Here is a 17,260-nt window from a genome sequence, read left to right as displayed (position 1 = left end):
AAGGAAAACCCGCCAGACTTGCATCCGGCGGGTTCGGTTTTTCGCGGGTCCTGGTCAGGACCGGTTCAGGTCTTACTGACCGCCGCCCAGCGTATGGACGAAGACGGCAAGCTGCTTGATCGTCGGTTCGCCGAGGCGGTCCACCCAGGCAGGCATGACACCGTGCTTGGGGTTGCGGATCTGCTGGACGATCTGCGCCTCGGTCGACCCCTTCAGCCAGATGCCGTCGGACAGCCGCGGCGCTCCGAAATCGGCAAGGCCTTCAGCATTGTCGCCATGACAGGCAGCGCAGTTCTCGGCAAAGACCACCTGGCCAGGCTCGACCATGGACGGATCGGCAGGCGTATCGCTCAGGCTGACCACATAGGCCGCCACCTGGTTGATCTGCTCGGCTTCGAGAATGTCTCCGAAGGCCGGCATTTCCGACACGCGGGTGTCCTCGTCGCCATCGTAGCGGATGCCGTGCGCGATGCTCAGGTAGATCTGGTCGATCGTTCCGCCCCAGATCCAGTCGTCGTCATTGAGGTTGGGATAGCCGGGGGACCCGGCAGCACCCGAACCGTGGCACTGCGCGCAATTGACCTTGAAGGCGGAAGATCCGCCGGCAATGGCGAATTGCAGCAGTTCGGGGTCGGAGGCGATCTCCTCGACCGGAGTCGCTGCGACCTTTTCGAGCAGAACACCCTGCGCAGCCTTGGCGTCGGCCAGGTCCGCGACCACATTGGCGCGGCTTGAATAGCCAAGCATCCCCGGGGTGGCACCATTGATCAGCGGGATCGCCGGGTAGGCGATCATGTATCCGATCGCCCAGACGATGGTGGCATAGAACGTCCACAGCCACCAGCGCGGCAGGGGGTTGTTCAACTCACGGATGCCATCCCATTCATGACCGGTGGTCTCGACGCCGGACACGTCATCAATGTGTTTTTCGGACATGTCTCAGTCCTCCTTGAAGGGAATTTGCGCGGCCCGATCGGCGGCAGCCTTGCCGCCGGGCCGGAACATGAAGAGGACAGCGCCGACAAACACAACAAACAGGAAGACCAGCCCCCAGCTGTCGGCAAATTGGCGCATTGCAGTGTAGGTTTCCATCACGCGTTCTCCTTACCGGTAGCCGGAGGCTTCATCGTAGGTCGAGAAATCGACCAGCGTACCGAGCATCTGCAGATATGCCACGAGCGCATCCATCTCGGTGAGCAAAGCCGGGTTGCCGTCAAAATCGCCCAGCTTCGCCTTCGGATAGCGTTCCTCGATCCCGGACGTATCCGCATCGGGATCGGCTTGCGCAATCAGGTCGGCTTCCGCATTGGCAATCATGTCTTCGGTGTAAGGCACACCGACGGCAAGGCTGGAGGTGAGATCGGCCGTGACATTGGACACCTTGAGCGGGGTCGTCGCCAGGAACGAGTAGCTCGGCATGATCGATTCGGGCACGACCGAGCGTGGCTCGATCAGATGCGCGACATGCCATTCGTTCGAATAGCGGTCGCCGACGCGGGCGAGGTCAGGCCCCGTCCGCTTCGATCCCCACTGGAACGGATGATCATACATCGATTCCGCCGCAAGGCTGTAATGGCCGTAGCGCTCGACCTCGTCCCGGAAGGGACGGATCATCTGGCTGTGGCAGACATAGCAGCCTTCGCGGATGTAGATGTTGCGGCCGGCAAGTTCCAGCGGTGCGTAGGGACGCATCCCCTCCACTTTCTCGATGGTGTTTTCGAGATAGAAGAGCGGCGCGATCTCGACGATACCGCCGATGGAGACCACCACGAGCGAGCCGACAAGAAGCAGCGTCGCATTTCGCTCGATAATGCCGTGTTTTTCAATGAGTGACATTGTTTGTCTCCTTACTCTGCCGGCTGCATGACAGGTTCGTTGCCCGGGATCGGGGCCTCGTCCCGTTCATAGCCGCGGATGGTCATGAACACGTTCCATCCCATGATGATGCCGCCGGCCAGATACATGATCCCGCCAACTGCGCGCAGCAGGTAGTAGGGGAACATGGCCGCCACGGATTCAGCGAAGGAATACACCAGGAAGCCCTGGTCATTGTATTCGCGCCACATCAGACCTTGCTGGATGCCGGCAACCCACAGAACCGCCGCGTAGACAACGATGCCGAGCGTGGCGAGCCAGAAGTGCCAGTTGACCAGCCGCATCGAGTACAGCCGCGGGCGGTTCCACAGTTTGGGCACCAGGTAGTAGATCGCGCCGAACGAGATCATGCCGACCCAGCCAAGCGCGCCGGAGTGAACGTGACCGATGGTCCATTCGGTGTAGTGGCTGAGTGAGTTGACGGCCTTGATCGACATCATCGGACCTTCGAAGGTCGACATGCCGTAGAAGGCCACCGCGATCACCATCATCCGGATGATCGGATCGGTGCGGATCTTGTCCCATGCGCCCGACAGCGTCATCAGACCGTTGATCATGCCGCCCCAGGAGGGCATCCACAGCATGATGGAGAACACCATGCCCAGCGTCTGCGCCCAGTCGGGCAACGCCGTGTAATGCAGGTGATGCGGACCGGCCCAGATGTACAGGAAGATCAGCGCCCAGAAGTGGATGATCGACAGCCGGTAGGAATAGACCGGACGATTGGCCTGCTTGGGGATGAAATAGTACATCATGCCCAGGAAGCCCGCGGTGAGGAAGAATCCAACCGCGTTGTGGCCGTACCACCATTGCGTCAGTGCATCCTGCACACCGGCAAAGGCCGAATAGCTCTTCACCCCGAGGAATGACACCGGCATGGCCAGATTGTTGACGATATGCAGCATCGCGATGGTGACGATGAAGGCAAGGTAGAACCAGTTGGCCACATAGATATGCGGTTCCTTGCGCTTGATGATGGTGCCGAGGAAGGCGATCAGATAGGCGACCCAGACAACCGTCAGCCACAGGTCGACATACCATTCCGGCTCGGCATATTCGCGGCCCTGGGTGATGCCCAGGAGGTAGCCGGTTGCCGCCATGACGATGAACAGCTGATAGCCCCAGAACACGAACCAGCCCAGATCACCGCCGAAGAGGCGGGCGCGAGAGGTGCGCTGGACGACGTAGAACGACGTTGCGATCAGCGCATTGCCGCCAAAGGCGAAAATCACCGCCGAGGTGTGCAGCGGACGCATCCGCCCGAAACTGAACCAAGGCTCAATGTTCAGGTCCGGATAGGCCATCTGCAAGGCGACGACAACGCCGACCAGAAACCCGACGATACCCCAGAAGGTCGTTGCGATGATGCCATAGCGCACCACCTCGTCAAAATATCCTGATTTGTCATCAGCCGATTGGCCAGTGGCCGGTGAGAAAGTGACTCGCCGCAGCAGTAGCACGGTGCTCACCAGCAGGACGAAGAACAGGACCCACATATGGGCCGCGAACAGATCGTCCTTGGCGAAAGCCACGCCGAGCAACGCCAGGAAGGCGCCTATGCCCACGGCGATTGTTTCGAAAGCGTATTTCATGGTTGGTATCCCCCAGGGGTATCGGAATAAAGCCGGAGAAAACCGCGCTGCCTGCCCCCTTTTGACAAGCTGCGAAACTTCACCGGACTGTCGCACAATTCGCAGACCGCCCGCCGCAGCGCATTGATCCAAGTCAAGGACGCCCGCCGAATCCGACCCTACCTTCCGGTAATGAGGGAGACAGACTGAACAACAAGATCGCTCTTGGACTGGGATGAGAAAGTCATGACAGACATCGCCACAATCAGACTGGCGCATGGCGAAGATCCGATCGCTGCCTTGCGAAAGGCACACAAGGATCAGTTGCTGCTATGCGACCGGCTTGAGGAAATCGCCGACTCCCTTCCCGACGGCATCAACCGTCAGAAATGCATGTATGCCGCCCGCGCCCTCGGCCCGATGATCAAGGGCGTCCACCGCCTTGAAGAAGACGTGGTGTTCCCGCTCATCGCGGCGCAGCATGGCGCCGACGACAAGATCGAGACGACGCTCAACCGGCTGCGCTTCGAGCATTGCGAGGACGAGTGTTTCGCCGAGGAACTGACCGAGGCGCTCAATGCGCTCGGCACCGGCAATCCCGACGTCAACATCGAGGCGATCGGCTACATGCTGCGCGGCTTCTTCGAAGCCATGCGCCGCCACATCGCCTTCGAAAGCGAGATGCTGCTGCCGATCGACAATCCGCTCTCACCCGGACTTGCCCAGGGTCAGGCACCCTGCAGCACCCGGCAATAGCAGTGGAGTGCGGACACCGCAAGCCGAGCGGCCGGTCAGGTGATCGGTTAAGCGTCTAAGCCCGCACGTCCAGAACACTGAACCGCTGACGGTAGTCGACAGCGCTCAGCCCGGTCACCGACCGGAACACCCGGCCGAAGGCTGAGACATCCTGATACCCCACCGCCCAGCTCACCGCGCTCACCGTGTCTCGGGTCCGCTCGAGCAGTCCGCGGGCTTTTTCGACCCTGAGCGCCTGAACATAGGCATTCGGGCTTTTTCCGGTCGCGGCCTTGAAGCGGCGCAGAAAGGTCCGCCCGGACAGCTTGCTGCGCTTGCTCAACGCATCGGCACTCAAATCATCCCGCACATGGCCTTCCATCCACAGCTGCAGCGTCAGAATCGTCTCGTCACCATGATTGAGGTTGGGCCGGAAACTGCGATAGTTGCGCTGCTCGCGCTTTCCGGGATCAACCAGCAGGTGCCGCGCGGTCGCCGTCAGCACATCAACCCCCTGCCAGCGTTCGACGAAGAACAGCCCGAGATCGACCCAGGCCATCATGCCGCCGGCGGTGACAATATCATTGTCATCGATCAGCAGATGCTCGGGCTGCAGGTCCGCATCCGGGAAGGTCGACCGGACCTCCTCCTCCAGCCCCCAGTGTGTTGTCACCGGGCGCGAGGCAAGCAATCCGGCATGACCGAGCCAGAACAGCCCGGCACACACCGACGCCGTCAGCGTCCCTGCCCTGTGCTGTTGCCTTATCCAGGCGTGCAGCTCGACATCCTCCGCGCCCCGGGCACCGCTGCGGTTGGGCGGCAGGATGATCGCGTCATAGGGAGCTGCTGCTTGTGTCCATTCATTCGGCCTGATCGAGTGAACATCAACCACGACACCATTGCGCCGCCTGCTGATCAGGTTCGCCGCATCAAGCAGATCGGCAAGCCCGAGCACGGCTGCTTCCTGGACTCCCTGGTAGGCGACAATGGCAAGTGATTTTCCGGGCAATGTCATTGTGGCGAATTCCGCATGATCTTTGTCATATCCGCCAATTTATCGGGACCGCCATCACCTGTAAATCAGATCCACCAAAGCAAGGAGAGCCAAGATGACTGATACCGCCCTGATCCTCGTCGACATTCAGAAAGACTATTTCGATGGCGGCCGCTGGACGCTGAGCAAGATGGACCAGGCCAGCGACAACGCGGCCAAGGTTCTCGCCCATGCCCGCACCACCGGCGACATGATCGTTCACATCCACCACGAGATCCCCTCGGATACCGCGCCCTTCTTCCGTCCCGGCAGCGAAGGCGCCGAAATCCATCCGAAAGTGGCGCCGCAGGCGGGCGAGGACGTGATTCTCAAGCACAAGCCCAACAGCTTTCTCAACACCCGCCTCCACGATACGCTCGGCTCACGCGGCATTTCCAATCTGGTCATTGTCGGCGCCATGAGCCAGATGTGCATCGATGCCACCACCCGCGCCGCAGCCGATCTCGGCTACAAGGTGACCGTTGTTCATGACGCCTGCGCGGCGCGCGATGCTGAATTCGGCGGCGTGGCCGTTCCGGCCGCACAGGTTCATGCCGCCTTCATGAGCGGCCTCTCGGGCAGCTATGCGACGGTCGTCGACTGTGCAGGCTATCTCGCCGCCCGGTGAGCGGCTCACTTCCGATTCGGTTCCCGGCACAACCCGTCTCCGGCGCATTTCAACTTGCGCCGGCACTTTGCATGGCCAACGCTGTGGACAAGTGTGGACAACGTGCACAACATTGAAGCTTCGGCGATTCGCTTCTGATTTGGGCTGGCCATGCGCTGACATGGCCAACCACAATCGCTATTGCAAGCCACCGCCCGCATCAAGTTCAGGACCGCCCAGACAATGAATGACGCAGCCCGCAAGATAGAGCCGATTCCGGCCCGCACGGAAAAAAGCCCGCTGTTTCGTGAGGCTCCGTCCAACATCGAGGCGGAACAGGCGCTTCTGGGCGCTATCCTGGTCAACAACGACGCCTTTTACCGTGTGTCGGACTTCCTCAAGCCCGAACACTTCCAGGAACCGCTGCACCGCAAGATCTACGAGGTCGGCGGCGACATCGTCCGCATGGGCAAGACCGCCAACCCGGTGACCATCAAGACCTTCCTGCCCGCCGACGCCAGGGTCGGCGACATGACCGTGGCACAGTACCTCGCCCGTCTGGCCACCGAAGCCGTGACCATCATCAATGCCGAGGACTACGGCCGCGCCATCTACGACCTGGCGCTTCGCCGCTCGCTGATCTCGATCGGCGAGGACATGGTCAACATCGCCTTCGACGCGCCGCTCGACATGCCGCCCTCGACCCAGATCGAGGACGCCGAACGCCGCCTGTTCGAGCTCGCCGAGACCGGCCGCTACGACGGCGGCTTCCAGTCATTCAACGACGCCGTGTCGCTCGCCATCGACATGGCCGGTGCTGCCTACCAGCGTGATGGCGGCCTGTCGGGCATCTCGACCGGCATCTCCTCGCTCGACGCCCGCATGGGCGGCCTGCAGCATTCCGACTTGATAGTGCTCGCCGGACGTCCGGGCATGGGCAAGACCTCGCTCGCCACCAACATCGCCTTCAATATCGCTCAGGCCTATGAGGGCGAAGTGCAGGCCGATGGCTCGATGAAGGCCAAGAACGGCGGCGTCGTCGGCTTCTACTCGCTTGAAATGTCGTCCGAGCAGCTCGCCACCCGTATCATTTCCGAGCAGACCGAAATCTCGTCTTCGAAGATCCGCCGCGGCGAGATCTCCGAGGCAGATTTCGAGAAGCTCGTCGGGTGCTCTCAGATGATGCAGAAGATCCCGCTCTACATCGACCAGACCGGTGGTATCTCCATCGCCCAGCTTTCGGCCCGTGCCCGACGGCTCAAGCGCCAGCGCGGCCTCGATGTTCTGGTCATCGACTACATCCAGCTGATGACCGGATCGGGCAAATCCTCCGACAACCGCGTGCAGGAAATCACCCAGATCACCACCGGCCTGAAAGCGCTTGGCAAGGAACTGAACGTTCCGATCATCGCCCTGTCCCAGCTGTCGCGTCAGGTGGAGAACCGCGAGGACAAGCGGCCGCAGCTCTCCGACTTGCGCGAGTCGGGTTCGATCGAGCAGGATGCCGACGTCGTGCTGTTCGTCTATCGCGAGGAATATTACACCAAGAACAGCGAGCCGCGCCGGAGCCAGGACGAGGTCGTCGCCGACATCAAGACACCGGAATACCTCGCCTGGGAAGAAAAGATGATGAAGGTCAAGGGCACCGCCGACGTCATCATCGCCAAGCAGCGCCACGGCCCGACCGGCACCGTGCAGCTGGGCTTCCAGGCCGAGTTCACCCGCTTTGCCGACCTGGCCGACAATTCCTACGCCCAGTTCATCCACGACGAATAGGCCAAGGTCTTGGCATCAATCCCGACCACGCAGGACCATGGTCCAACTTCCCCAGCCACGGTGAGGATGGCTGTGGATCTGGGGGCGCTGGCGGAAAACTGGCGGACCATGCGCAAGCTGTCGGGCAACGCCCGTTGCGGCGCGGCCGTCAAGGCCGACGCCTATGGCACCGGCGCCGGTCATGCAGCGCCCAGACTGGCGCGCGAGGGCTGCCGGGATTTCTTCGTCGCCGATGCCAACGAGGGCGCGCGGCTGCGACCGCTGCTGCCGGATGCAAAAATTCATGTTCTGAACGGCGTCTTCGAAGGCTCTTTCGCACAAACGCTGGCGCACGACCTGATCCCGGTGATCAACTCGCCGGAACAGGCGGCATTCTGGTGCGGCAATGCAGACGGCCGGCCCTATGCGCTGCACATCGACACCGGCATGAACCGCCTCGGGCTGACGCCTGAACAGGCAGTGCGCCATTCCGAAAGCAGCGCTCCCGCCCCCTGCCTGGTGATGAGCCATTTCGCCTGCGCCGACGAACCCGCGCATCCGCTCAATGCCCGCCAGATGCGAATGTTCTCGGGGCTGCGCGACTGCTTTCCAGCAGCGGAAATGAGCCTCGCCAATTCCGCGGGCATCTACCTTGGTCCCGGCGCCCATCACGACCTCACCCGGCCTGGCATCGCGCTTTATGGCGGCGAAGCAGGCACCGGCGCTGTGACACCGATGCGCCCGGTTATAACGGCGGAAGCACGAATTCTGATGGTGAGGCAGGCAAAGGCCGGTGAGACTGTCAGCTATGGCGCCGCCCATACGCTCGCACGAGACAGCCGCATCGCGGTCTGTGGCGCGGGCTATGCCGACGGGTTTCACCGCTCGGCGTCCGGGGCCGGCGTGCCGCTCCGTTCCGCCGTCGCCCAGGGCGCATTCGGCGCGTTTGATGGCAACCGCGTCCCGGTGATCGGCAAGATCACCATGGACCTGACCATGTTCGATGTCACCGATCTGCCCGAAGCCGCCGTCAACGCCGGCGACTGGATAGAGCTCATGGGCCCCACAATCACGCTGCAGGACGCCGCGACCGCCGCCGGAACCGTCAGCTACGAATTGCTGACCAGCCTTGGCCAGCGCTACACGCGCAGGCATCACGACTGAACAGCGAGCGCGAGCCATGCATTGCGCCAGGGTCCGCAGAACTGAATTGACACCCGAACTGTTGCGTGAATCGCAAGAGAGAAAAGAACAAACGGTGGACAAAACGTCCGCTTCCTGACAAACCGGCTAAAACAGAGAGGTATCCGACCCTTGGCCAAGACCCGCGTTCAATTCGTCTGTCAGTCCTGCGGCACCATCCATTCCCGCTGGGCGGGCAAGTGTGACGGCTGCGGCGAATGGAACACCATTGTTGAGGACGACCCGACCGGCGGCATCGGTGGCGGCCCCGGCACGGCAGCCCGCAAGGGCCGACCGGTGGCGCTCGCCAGTCTGGCCGGCGAGATCGAGGAAGCGCCGCGCATTTCGACCCGGGTCAGCGAACTCGACCGCGTCACCGGCGGCGGTTTTGTCCGCGGATCGGCAGTACTCGTTGGAGGAGACCCGGGCATCGGCAAGTCGACGCTGCTGATGCAGGCCGCGGCAGCGCTGGCAAGACAGGGCCACCGCGTGATCTATGTCTCGGGCGAAGAAGCGGTCGCACAGGTGCGATTGAGGGCCCAACGCCTGGGCGCAGCGGATTCGGGCGTGCTTCTGGCGGCTGAAACCAATGTCGAGGATATCCTGGCGACGCTGGCCGAAGGTAAGCGCCCGGATTTCGTCATTATCGATTCGATCCAGACCCTGTGGAGCGATCTTGCAGGCTCGGCGCCAGGAACCGTCACCCAGGTGCGCACCGGCGTGCATGCGATGGTACGCTATGCCAAGCAGACCGGGGCCGCCATGGTGCTGGTCGGCCACGTCACCAAGGACGGGCAGATCGCCGGTCCCCGCGTGGTCGAGCACATGGTCGATGCGGTGCTTTATTTCGAAGGCGACCGCGGTCATCACTACCGGATTCTCAGAACCGTCAAGAATCGCTTTGGCGCCACCGACGAGATCGGCGTCTTCGAAATGTCCGACAAGGGCCTGCGCGAAGTCGCCAATCCGTCCGAGCTGTTCCTCGGAGAACGCAATGCCAAGGCCCCGGGGGCCGCGGTGTTCGCCGGCATCGAGGGCACCCGCCCTGTGCTGGTCGAGGTCCAGGCGCTGGTGGCTCCCTCAAGCCTGGGCACGCCGCGCCGCGCCGTGATCGGCTGGGATTCGGCGCGGCTGTCGATGATCCTCGCGGTGCTCGAGGCCCATTGCGGGGTGCGGCTCGGAAGCCACGATGTCTACCTCAACATTGCCGGCGGCTACCGCATTGCAGAACCGGCGGCCGATTTGGCTGTGGCTGCAGCTCTGGTTTCCTCTCTCGCCGGGCTTGCCCTTCCCGCCGATTGCGTCTATTTCGGCGAAGTCAGCCTGTCGGGGGCCATCCGGCCGGTGGCGCAAACAGGTTTGCGGCTGAAGGAGGCCGAAAAACTGGGCTTTGCCAACGCGGTCTTGCCGTCGGGATCAGCCGATCTGCCGTCCAAATCGGGCGCGGGCCTGGCCCAGATGGAAACGTTGGCGGATCTGGTTGCGCGCATTGCCGGATCCAAGGGTGCTCTTCTGGCCGGGAGTGACGGGGACGAAAACTGAATGCAGCCTATCCGGACGCCGATTGGCAGGGATGGGCAGAGCCTGAACGGAACGCGATTTCATGCCTATAACCCTTCTTGACGGCATCCTGCTTGGTATCACCCTGTTTTCGGCGGTGCTTGCCATGGTCCGGGGATTTTCGCGCGAGGTGTTGGCCGTCGCATCCTGGATCGCTGCGGCCGCGGCAGCCTATTTTCTCTACCCGCTGCTCACCCCGCTGGCGCTGAAATACACGTCCTCCGACAAGATCGCCATGATCGGCTCGGCCGCAGTGGTGTTCCTGATCGCGCTGATCGTGGTATCCTACATCACCATGCGGATCGCAGACTTCATCATCGACAGCCGCATCGGCGCGCTCGACCGGACGCTGGGTTTCGTCTTCGGCGCGGCCCGCGGCATCCTGCTGGTCGTCGTGGCCATGCTGTTCTTCAACTGGCTGGTGCCCACGCCGAAGCAACCGGAGTGGGTGGTCACCGCGAAATCCAAGCCGATGCTGGATTCGCTCGGCGCGAAGCTGGTCAACATGCTGCCCGATGACGCCGATGCAACGATCCTGGAGCGCCTGCGCGGCGGCTCCGGAGAGCCTGGATCCGAGGCAGCACCCGCCACCAGCGGATGACAAATTCCTTCCGGGATCAGTCCGGAGGATCTATATGAAGGGTTCGACGCCGATGACAGACAATGGCTTGAAACCGGACGACAACGAAGCAGATTGCTTTCATGACGAGTGTGGTGTGTTCGGCATTTTCGGCAAGCCCGAAGCTGCCGCCGTGGTCACACTCGGACTGCACGCGCTTCAGCACCGCGGCCAGGAAGCCGCAGGGATTGTCGCTTTTGACGGCAAGCAGTTTTCCGTTGAACGTCATGTCGGCTTGATCGGTGACACCTTCACCAAGCGCTCGGTCATGGACCGTCTGCCCGGCGACCGCGCCATCGGCCACACCCGCTACTCGACCACCGGCGGCGAAGGCCTGCGCAACGTGCAGCCCTTTTTCGCGGAATTTGCCGGCGGCGGTTTCGCCATTGCCCACAATGGCAACATCACCAACGCGTTGACCGTGCAGCGCGAATTGCAGAAGCGCGGCTCGATCTTCTCGTCGACGTCCGACACGGAAACCATCCTGCACCTGATCGCGGTCAGCGAGAAAACCCGGATCGTACCGAAATTCATCGATGCGTTGTCGCGGATCGAGGGTGCCTATTCGCTGGTGGGGCTGTCGGAGAAGAAGATGATCGGCGCGCGTGATCCGCTCGGCATCCGGCCGCTGTGCATCGGCGATCTCGACGGCGCCTATATCCTGGCCTCTGAGACCTGCGCGCTCGACATCATCGGCGCCCGCTTTGTCCGCGATGTTCAGCCCGGCGAGGTCGTGGTCATTACCGACAAGGGAATCGAGAGCCATTTTCCCTTCGAGAAGCAGTCGCCCCGCCTGTGCATCTTCGAATATGTCTATTTCGCGCGCCCCGACTCGACCATCGAGAACCGCAATGTCTACGAGGCCCGCAAGAAGATCGGCGAGGAACTGGCCAAGGAATGCCCGGTCGATGCCGACGTGATCATTCCGGTGCCGGATTCGGGCACGCCCGCGGCAATCGGCTTTGCGCAGCAGGCCAACCTGCCCTTCGAGCTCGGCATCATCCGCAACCACTATGTCGGCCGCACCTTCATCGCGCCGTCGTCCGAGATCCGCCACATGGGCGTCAAGCTCAAGCTCAATCCCAACAGGAACATGATCGAGGGCAAGCGCGTGGTTCTGGTCGATGATTCCATCGTCCGCGGCACCACCAGCCAGAAGATCGTCAAGCTTGTCCGCGAGGCCGGCGCCCGCGAAGTGCATATGCGCATCGCATCGCCACCGACCATGTCATCGTGCTTTTACGGTGTCGACACGCCGGAAAAATCCAAGCTTCTCGCCTCGCGGATGTCGGTCGAGGCGATGGCGGATTTCATCCGCGTCGACAGCTTGGGCTTCGTGTCGATCGACGGCCTCTACCGCGCCGTTCGCGAGCCGGGCCGCAATGCCGAATGCCCGCAATTCTGTGACGCCTGCTTTACCGGCGATTACCCGACGACGCTCACCGATCAGGAAGATCAGGGCAATGTCCGCAGCCTTTCGCTGCTGGCCAACAACGGATAGTTATTCTCCATGACCTCTCTTGAAGGACGCATCGCGCTCGTCACCGGCGCTTCCCGCGGCATTGGCTACTTTACGGCGCTGGCGCTGGCCAAACAGGGTGCCCATGTCATCGCCGTGGCGCGCACCACCGGCGGGCTGGAAGAGCTCGACGACGCCATTCAGGCCGCGGGCGGCAGCGCCACACTGGTGCCGATGGATCTGACCGACATGCCGGCCGTCGACCGGCTGGGCGGCGCCATCAACGAGCGTTGGGGCAAGCTCGACATTCTCGTCGCCAACGCGGGCGTACTGGGCACCATTTCACCGGTTGGCCATGTCGAGGCCAAGGTCTTCGACAAGGTCATGGCCATCAACGTCACCGGCACCTGGCGGGTGATCCGCTCGGTCGAACCGCTGCTTCTGAAATCCGACGCAGGCCGGGCACTGATCCTGTCCTCTGGCGTGGCCCATTCGGCACGCGCCTTCTGGGGCCCCTACGCAGCCTCCAAGGCGGCCGTGGAAACCCTGGCGCGGGTCTGGGCCGAGGAAACGGCAAAGACCGCCTTGAAGGTCAACTCGATCGATCCCGGCGCCACCCGCACGGCGATGCGGGCGCAGGCCATGCCGGGCGAAAATCCCGAGACCCTGCCCCACCCCTCCGAAGTTGCCGAAAAGCTGCTCCCGCTCTGCGCGCCCGAGTGCACGGAAACGGGCAAGCTGTTCCGCGTCGCCGAGAACCGCTTTTTCGACTACCGGCTGCCCGAATAAATCAAGACCTTCGCGATGCGGTGATCAAACCGGTTTCCTTCGCATGAGATCGGCTCTAGGCTTGCCTGCGGGAGCAACCGCCGGGGTCATGTGAAAAGCCTTCATGGTCCGGCGGGCATGAAGGAGGTCGTGCATGACGGGGTTGCTGGCAACGCTGATTGGTCTGGCTATCGCGGGCGGTTTGTTCGCCGCTCTCATCGTGGCGCGCAAGCGACAATGCGGGTTCGCTCAGGCAATCGCCCTGCTCAAGCTCCGGTCCCTCTTCGACCTTCATCTTCCCGATCGAAAAGAGCCCTCCACACATTCTCGCAGGCCGGTTGTTCAACTCTATTCCCGCCAGTCGGGTCTTGATGCCGCGGTGCTTTGGGCAGCGCTTGACCGCAACTGTCTGCATGTTCTCCACGAAGACGATCAGCGCTCGCTGCTTCTTTTCGGACTTCGGCTTTTCGCCCGGACCGCGCATGCAGGCGACCACTCTGCCATAGAGGCGGCGTTGGCTGAGGGACGCTCGGTCACCCTTGGCTTTCCGCAAAACGCCGAACCAACCCCCGAAACCCTGACCGCCTACAAGCATGCGGCTGGCCTTGCCCGGAAGCATGGTGCGGTCCTGCAGGCGCTGCATGTGCGCGGCTCGAGCTTGTCACCCTGGTCGGTCTGGTCCCGTTCCGAAGCGCCGCGCCACCTTTTGCCTCGGCTGCGGCTGGCGCAGACTGCGCTGCTCGATCTCGACGATCCGCAACCGCCTCAGAACGGCGCCACCGATCCGCGCGACGAAGACCGGGTTCATGACCTGCTGGCCGAAGCCCGGCTTGCCAGCAACGACCTCGACCGCAGTCTGTTTCTGGCATTCCGGGACGCTACCGACCGATATGGCAAGGCGGGGCCAGTGCTCGAGGATGCGCTCGGCGGCAAGCTTTCCTACAAGAAACTTATGATCGGCGCCCGCGTGCTTGGCGCGCGGTTTGTGAAGATGAGCGAACCGGGCGAGGCCATGGGCGTCATGCTGCCCAACGCGAATGCCGCGATCGTCACCTTCCTGGCGCTGCAATCGGCCGGCCGGGTCGCCGCCATGCTCAACTACACGGCCGGCCCGGCAGCCATTGTCTCGGCACTGTCGACAGCAAGAATCCGCACTGTGCTCGCCAGCCGCGCCTTTGTCGAAAAGGCCGGCCTCGAAGCCCCGGTCGCCGCCATCGAAAAGGCCGGCATCACCATCGTCTGGCTAGAGGACATGCGCGAAGACATCTCCTGGCAGGAAAAGACAAGCGCTTTCCTCAGATGGCGCAGCCCGTTGCGCGAGGTCGATGCCGGCGATCCGGCGGTCATCCTGTTCACCTCCGGCTCCGAAGGCACGCCCAAGGGCGTTGTCCTGTCCCATCGCAACATCCACGCCAATGCAGCCCAGGCCGAAGCCCGTATCGACATCTCGGTTCGGGACAAGCTGTTCAACGTGCTGCCGGTGTTCCATTGCTTCGGGCTGACCGGCGGCGCCATCCTGCCGCTGCTCTACGGGGTCCGGCTGTTTCTCTATCCCTCACCGCTGCACTACCGGATCATCCCGGCGGTCGCCCGCGAGGTCAAACCCTCGATCATGTTCGGCACCGACACCTTCCTCGCCGGTTACGCCCGCACCGCCAAGGACACGGATTTTGCCAGTCTGCGGCTGATCGTGGCCGGTGCCGAAGCCGTGCGCGCGGAAACCAGGCGGATCTATAGGGAACGGTTCGGCGCGAGCATCGTCGAGGGCTTCGGCATGACCGAAACCGCGCCGGTCGCGGCCGTCAATTCCGGCAGTCACAACAAGGACGGCACGGTCGGCCGGCTTCTGCCGGCGATGGCGCTCAGGCTGGAACCCGTGGAAGGCATCAACGATGCCGGCCGGCTGTTCGTGTCCGGTCCCAATGTCATGCTGGGCTACATGCTGGCGTCCAATCCCGGCGTGCTGCAACCGCTCGCCGACGGCTGGCACGATTCGGGCGACATTGTTGCCGTTGATGAGGACGGCTACATCGCCATCAGGGGCCGTGCCAAGCGGTTTGCGAAGATCGCCGGCGAAATGATCTCGCTCGGCGCCATCGAACTCATGGTGCAGCAGCTCTGGCCCGAGGACTTCCATGCAGCCGTCGCCGTGGCAGACCGCCGCAAGGGCGAGCGCATCGTTCTCGTCACCACCAGAATGCCTGCACTGCGCGAGGAGTTGCGCGACTACTCCCGCCGCTTCGGCGCCACCGAACTGATGATTCCCAACGAGATTGTCAATGTCCCGCAACTGCCGTTGCTGGGCTCGGGCAAGACCGATTACGTGACCGCCCAGAAGATCGCCGACGAATGGATCAGCACCCATCGCGCCGACAAGGCCGAACGATAGAGACTGCCCAACTTACTTTTCGTCCTGGTTGTCAGTCTTTGCAGGAGCATCGTCCCGGGCTTCGGACTTGCCGTTGGCCGATCGCGACTTGGGCCCGTATTTCCGAGACCATGCACGGGCACCGAACGGCAGGGACGCCAGGTAGGCGAGCGCCGTCAAAGTCAGCGTTTCCCAGGTAAAGCTCATCAGCAGCGAAACATAGACCACCGCAATCAGAATGAACGGCATCACCAGGTCGCGGCGCACCCCGCCGCCAAGGCCCTTACCCGAGAACACCGGAACGCGGCTGATCAGCAGAAAACCGATGAACATCGTGTAGGCCGAAGCCGCAAACCCCGTGCTCTGGTCTATCGGCATGCCCATGATGCCGAGATAGACCGGCAGCAACACCAGAAGCGCACCGGCCGGCGCCGGAACACCGACAAAATAATAGCTCTGCCAGGCCGATCGCTTCGGGCTTTCCGAGATCACGTTGAACCGGGCCAGCCGCAACCCGGCAGCGATGGCAAAGACAATGGCTGCAATCCAGCCGAACGAGCGCGCCTGATCCAGAATGAACACATACAGCACCAGCGCTGGCGCGACGCCGAAATTGATGATGTCGGCGAGCGAATCCATCTGCGCGCCGAACTTCGACTGCGCCTTGAGAAGCCGCGCCACCCGGCCATCGACGCCATCGAGAAAGGCGGCAACCAGAACCATGGCGACCGCGAGCTGGATGTGGTTTTCAAAGGCGAGCCGGATTCCGGTCATGCCGGCACAAATCGCCAGAACCGTGATCAGGTTCGGAATGAGCATCCGGAACGGAATTTCGCGCAGCCGTGGTCCACGCCCCTCATCATGGTCGGTCTCGTCCAGACCGTGAGGGTCATAGGGTGGAAACGGCGTTTGCATGCTTGTCTCCCTTGTTCGCCGAGGCAGCCGCTCAGTCGCGGCGGCTGACCACCGGCCCCTTGCTCGATCCGAATTCCGCGAGCATAGTTTCCCCGGCGATCGCGGACTGTCCGACGCTCACCAGCGGCCGTGCCGCTGCCGGCAGGAACACATCAAGCCGCGAGCCGAAACGGATCAGGCCAAACCGCTCGCCGGCATCAAGCTGTTCGTTTTCCTCGGCCCAGCAGAGAATCCGGCGCGCAACGAGGCCTGCGATCTGCACCACACCGATGGCGCCATGGCTGGTCTCGATCACCAGGCCGCTGCGCTCGTTTTCACTGCTGGCCTTGTCGAGCTCGGCATTGAGGAACGAGCCCTGCGAATAGACCTTGCGGACCACGCGGCCCTTCACCGGCGCCCGGTTCACATGGCAGTTGAAGACATTCATGAACACCGAGATACGCAGCATCTCGCCGGTCCCCAGACCAAGCTCGGCCGGCGGCACCATCCGCACCACCGAGGAGACGCGGCCATCGGCGGGGCTGATCACCAGATCCTCGTCGAGCGGCGTGACCCGCTCGGGATCACGGAAGAAATAGGCGCACCAGGCAGTCAGCACCATGCCGATCCAGAACAGCGGATCGGCGATCCAGCCCAGGATCAATGACGCGACGAAGAAGATCGCGACAAACTTGTAGCCTTCCCGGTGAACCGGAACCAGCGTGTTGCGAACGCTGTCGATGATACTCATGACGTTTTCCCTGAAATTCCCTTTGGCCGTGACTACAGCAAATTGCCGGAAAGGGGAAACCACTTTCGGGCCTCCCCTTCATG

16 protein-coding genes are annotated in these 17,260 nt (G+C 62.5%); 9 read left to right on the top strand and 7 right to left on the bottom strand.

Annotation, left to right across the window (positions count from 1 at the left end):
* Nucleotides 1–72: 72 nt before the first annotated feature.
* Genes ccoP through ccoN form a run of 4 tightly spaced genes read right to left on the bottom strand, consistent with a single transcriptional unit; the run spans nt 73 to nt 3,467 of the window.
* Nucleotides 73–936 (bottom strand): cytochrome-c oxidase, cbb3-type subunit III, encoded by an 864-nt coding sequence (gene ccoP, locus SPHINGO391_RS06985; RefSeq protein WP_152008147.1) that lies wholly within the window; start codon nt 934–936, stop codon nt 73–75.
* A gap of 3 nt (nt 937–939) precedes the next feature.
* Complete coding sequence (locus tag SPHINGO391_RS06980) at nt 940–1,092, bottom strand: cbb3-type cytochrome c oxidase subunit 3 (RefSeq protein ID WP_152008146.1); 153 nt, start codon at nt 1,090–1,092, stop codon at nt 940–942.
* Between the two features lie 12 nt (nt 1,093–1,104).
* Complete coding sequence (gene ccoO / locus SPHINGO391_RS06975; RefSeq protein WP_152008145.1) at nt 1,105–1,836, bottom strand: cytochrome-c oxidase, cbb3-type subunit II; 732 nt, start codon at nt 1,834–1,836, stop codon at nt 1,105–1,107.
* Nucleotides 1,837–1,847: 11 nt separating this feature from the next.
* A complete protein-coding gene (gene ccoN / locus SPHINGO391_RS06970) occupies nt 1,848–3,467 on the bottom strand; it encodes a cytochrome-c oxidase, cbb3-type subunit I (RefSeq protein WP_152008144.1) in 1,620 nt (539 codons plus the stop codon).
* 225 nt (nt 3,468–3,692) lie between these two features.
* Here ccoN and SPHINGO391_RS06965 point away from each other — a divergent pair, with 225 nt between their 5' ends.
* The gene (locus tag SPHINGO391_RS06965; protein ID WP_152008143.1) at nt 3,693–4,202 is read left to right on the top strand and encodes a hemerythrin domain-containing protein; all 510 of its coding nucleotides are present in this window, start codon (nt 3,693–3,695) and stop codon (nt 4,200–4,202) included.
* Nucleotides 4,203–4,257: 55 nt separating this feature from the next.
* Here the strand turns inward: SPHINGO391_RS06965 and SPHINGO391_RS06960 are convergent, their stop codons facing one another.
* Nucleotides 4,258–5,196: a helix-turn-helix domain-containing protein gene (locus tag SPHINGO391_RS06960; RefSeq protein ID WP_152008142.1), complete on the bottom strand. Its 939-nt coding sequence runs from the start codon at nt 5,194–5,196 to the stop codon at nt 4,258–4,260.
* Between the two features lie 94 nt (nt 5,197–5,290).
* Between SPHINGO391_RS06960 and SPHINGO391_RS06955 the strand changes: the two genes are divergently transcribed.
* The 8 genes from SPHINGO391_RS06955 (at nt 5,291) to SPHINGO391_RS06920 (ending at nt 15,553) form a co-directional block, all read left to right on the top strand.
* Nucleotides 5,291–5,842: a cysteine hydrolase family protein gene (locus SPHINGO391_RS06955; RefSeq protein ID WP_152008141.1), complete on the top strand. Its 552-nt coding sequence runs from the start codon at nt 5,291–5,293 to the stop codon at nt 5,840–5,842.
* 222 nt (nt 5,843–6,064) lie between these two features.
* Nucleotides 6,065–7,597, top strand: a complete 1,533-nt coding sequence (locus SPHINGO391_RS06950; RefSeq protein ID WP_152008140.1) for a replicative DNA helicase — start codon at nt 6,065–6,067, stop codon at nt 7,595–7,597.
* Between the two features lie 66 nt (nt 7,598–7,663).
* Nucleotides 7,664–8,740 (top strand): alanine racemase, encoded by a 1,077-nt coding sequence (gene alr, locus SPHINGO391_RS06945; protein WP_152008139.1) that lies wholly within the window; start codon nt 7,664–7,666, stop codon nt 8,738–8,740.
* Nucleotides 8,741–8,890: 150 nt separating this feature from the next.
* Nucleotides 8,891–10,300 carry a DNA repair protein RadA gene (gene radA / locus SPHINGO391_RS06940; protein WP_152008138.1) on the top strand — a complete coding sequence of 470 codons (1,410 nt, stop codon included), beginning with the start codon at nt 8,891–8,893 and terminating at the stop codon, nt 10,298–10,300.
* A gap of 61 nt (nt 10,301–10,361) precedes the next feature.
* Complete coding sequence (locus SPHINGO391_RS06935) at nt 10,362–10,919, top strand: CvpA family protein (RefSeq protein WP_152008137.1); 558 nt, start codon at nt 10,362–10,364, stop codon at nt 10,917–10,919.
* A gap of 52 nt (nt 10,920–10,971) precedes the next feature.
* Nucleotides 10,972–12,438 (top strand): amidophosphoribosyltransferase, encoded by a 1,467-nt coding sequence (gene purF, locus SPHINGO391_RS06930; protein ID WP_152011464.1) that lies wholly within the window; start codon nt 10,972–10,974, stop codon nt 12,436–12,438.
* Between the two features lie 9 nt (nt 12,439–12,447).
* Nucleotides 12,448–13,185: an SDR family NAD(P)-dependent oxidoreductase gene (locus SPHINGO391_RS06925; protein WP_152008136.1), complete on the top strand. Its 738-nt coding sequence runs from the start codon at nt 12,448–12,450 to the stop codon at nt 13,183–13,185.
* 133 nt (nt 13,186–13,318) lie between these two features.
* On the top strand, nt 13,319–15,553 hold the full coding sequence (locus tag SPHINGO391_RS06920; RefSeq protein ID WP_152008135.1) for an AMP-binding protein: 2,235 nt from the start codon (nt 13,319–13,321) through the stop codon (nt 15,551–15,553).
* A 12-nt stretch (nt 15,554–15,565) separates the two neighbouring features.
* Here SPHINGO391_RS06920 and pssA read toward each other — a convergent pair whose 3' ends face one another.
* Both pssA and SPHINGO391_RS06910 read right to left on the bottom strand, forming a co-directional pair.
* Complete coding sequence (gene pssA, locus SPHINGO391_RS06915; protein WP_152008134.1) at nt 15,566–16,447, bottom strand: CDP-diacylglycerol--serine O-phosphatidyltransferase; 882 nt, start codon at nt 16,445–16,447, stop codon at nt 15,566–15,568.
* Nucleotides 16,448–16,478: 31 nt separating this feature from the next.
* Nucleotides 16,479–17,177, bottom strand: coding sequence for a phosphatidylserine decarboxylase (locus tag SPHINGO391_RS06910; RefSeq protein WP_152008133.1), 699 nt, complete (start codon nt 17,175–17,177; stop codon nt 16,479–16,481).
* Nucleotides 17,178–17,260 lie beyond the last annotated feature (83 nt).

Source organism: Hoeflea sp. EC-HK425 (assembly GCF_902498795.1).
GTDB classification, from domain to species: domain Bacteria; phylum Pseudomonadota; class Alphaproteobacteria; order Rhizobiales; family Rhizobiaceae; genus Hoeflea; species Hoeflea alexandrii.
Note: the sequence above shows the minus strand (reverse complement) of the source record. Positions and strands in the feature narration are given on the sequence as shown.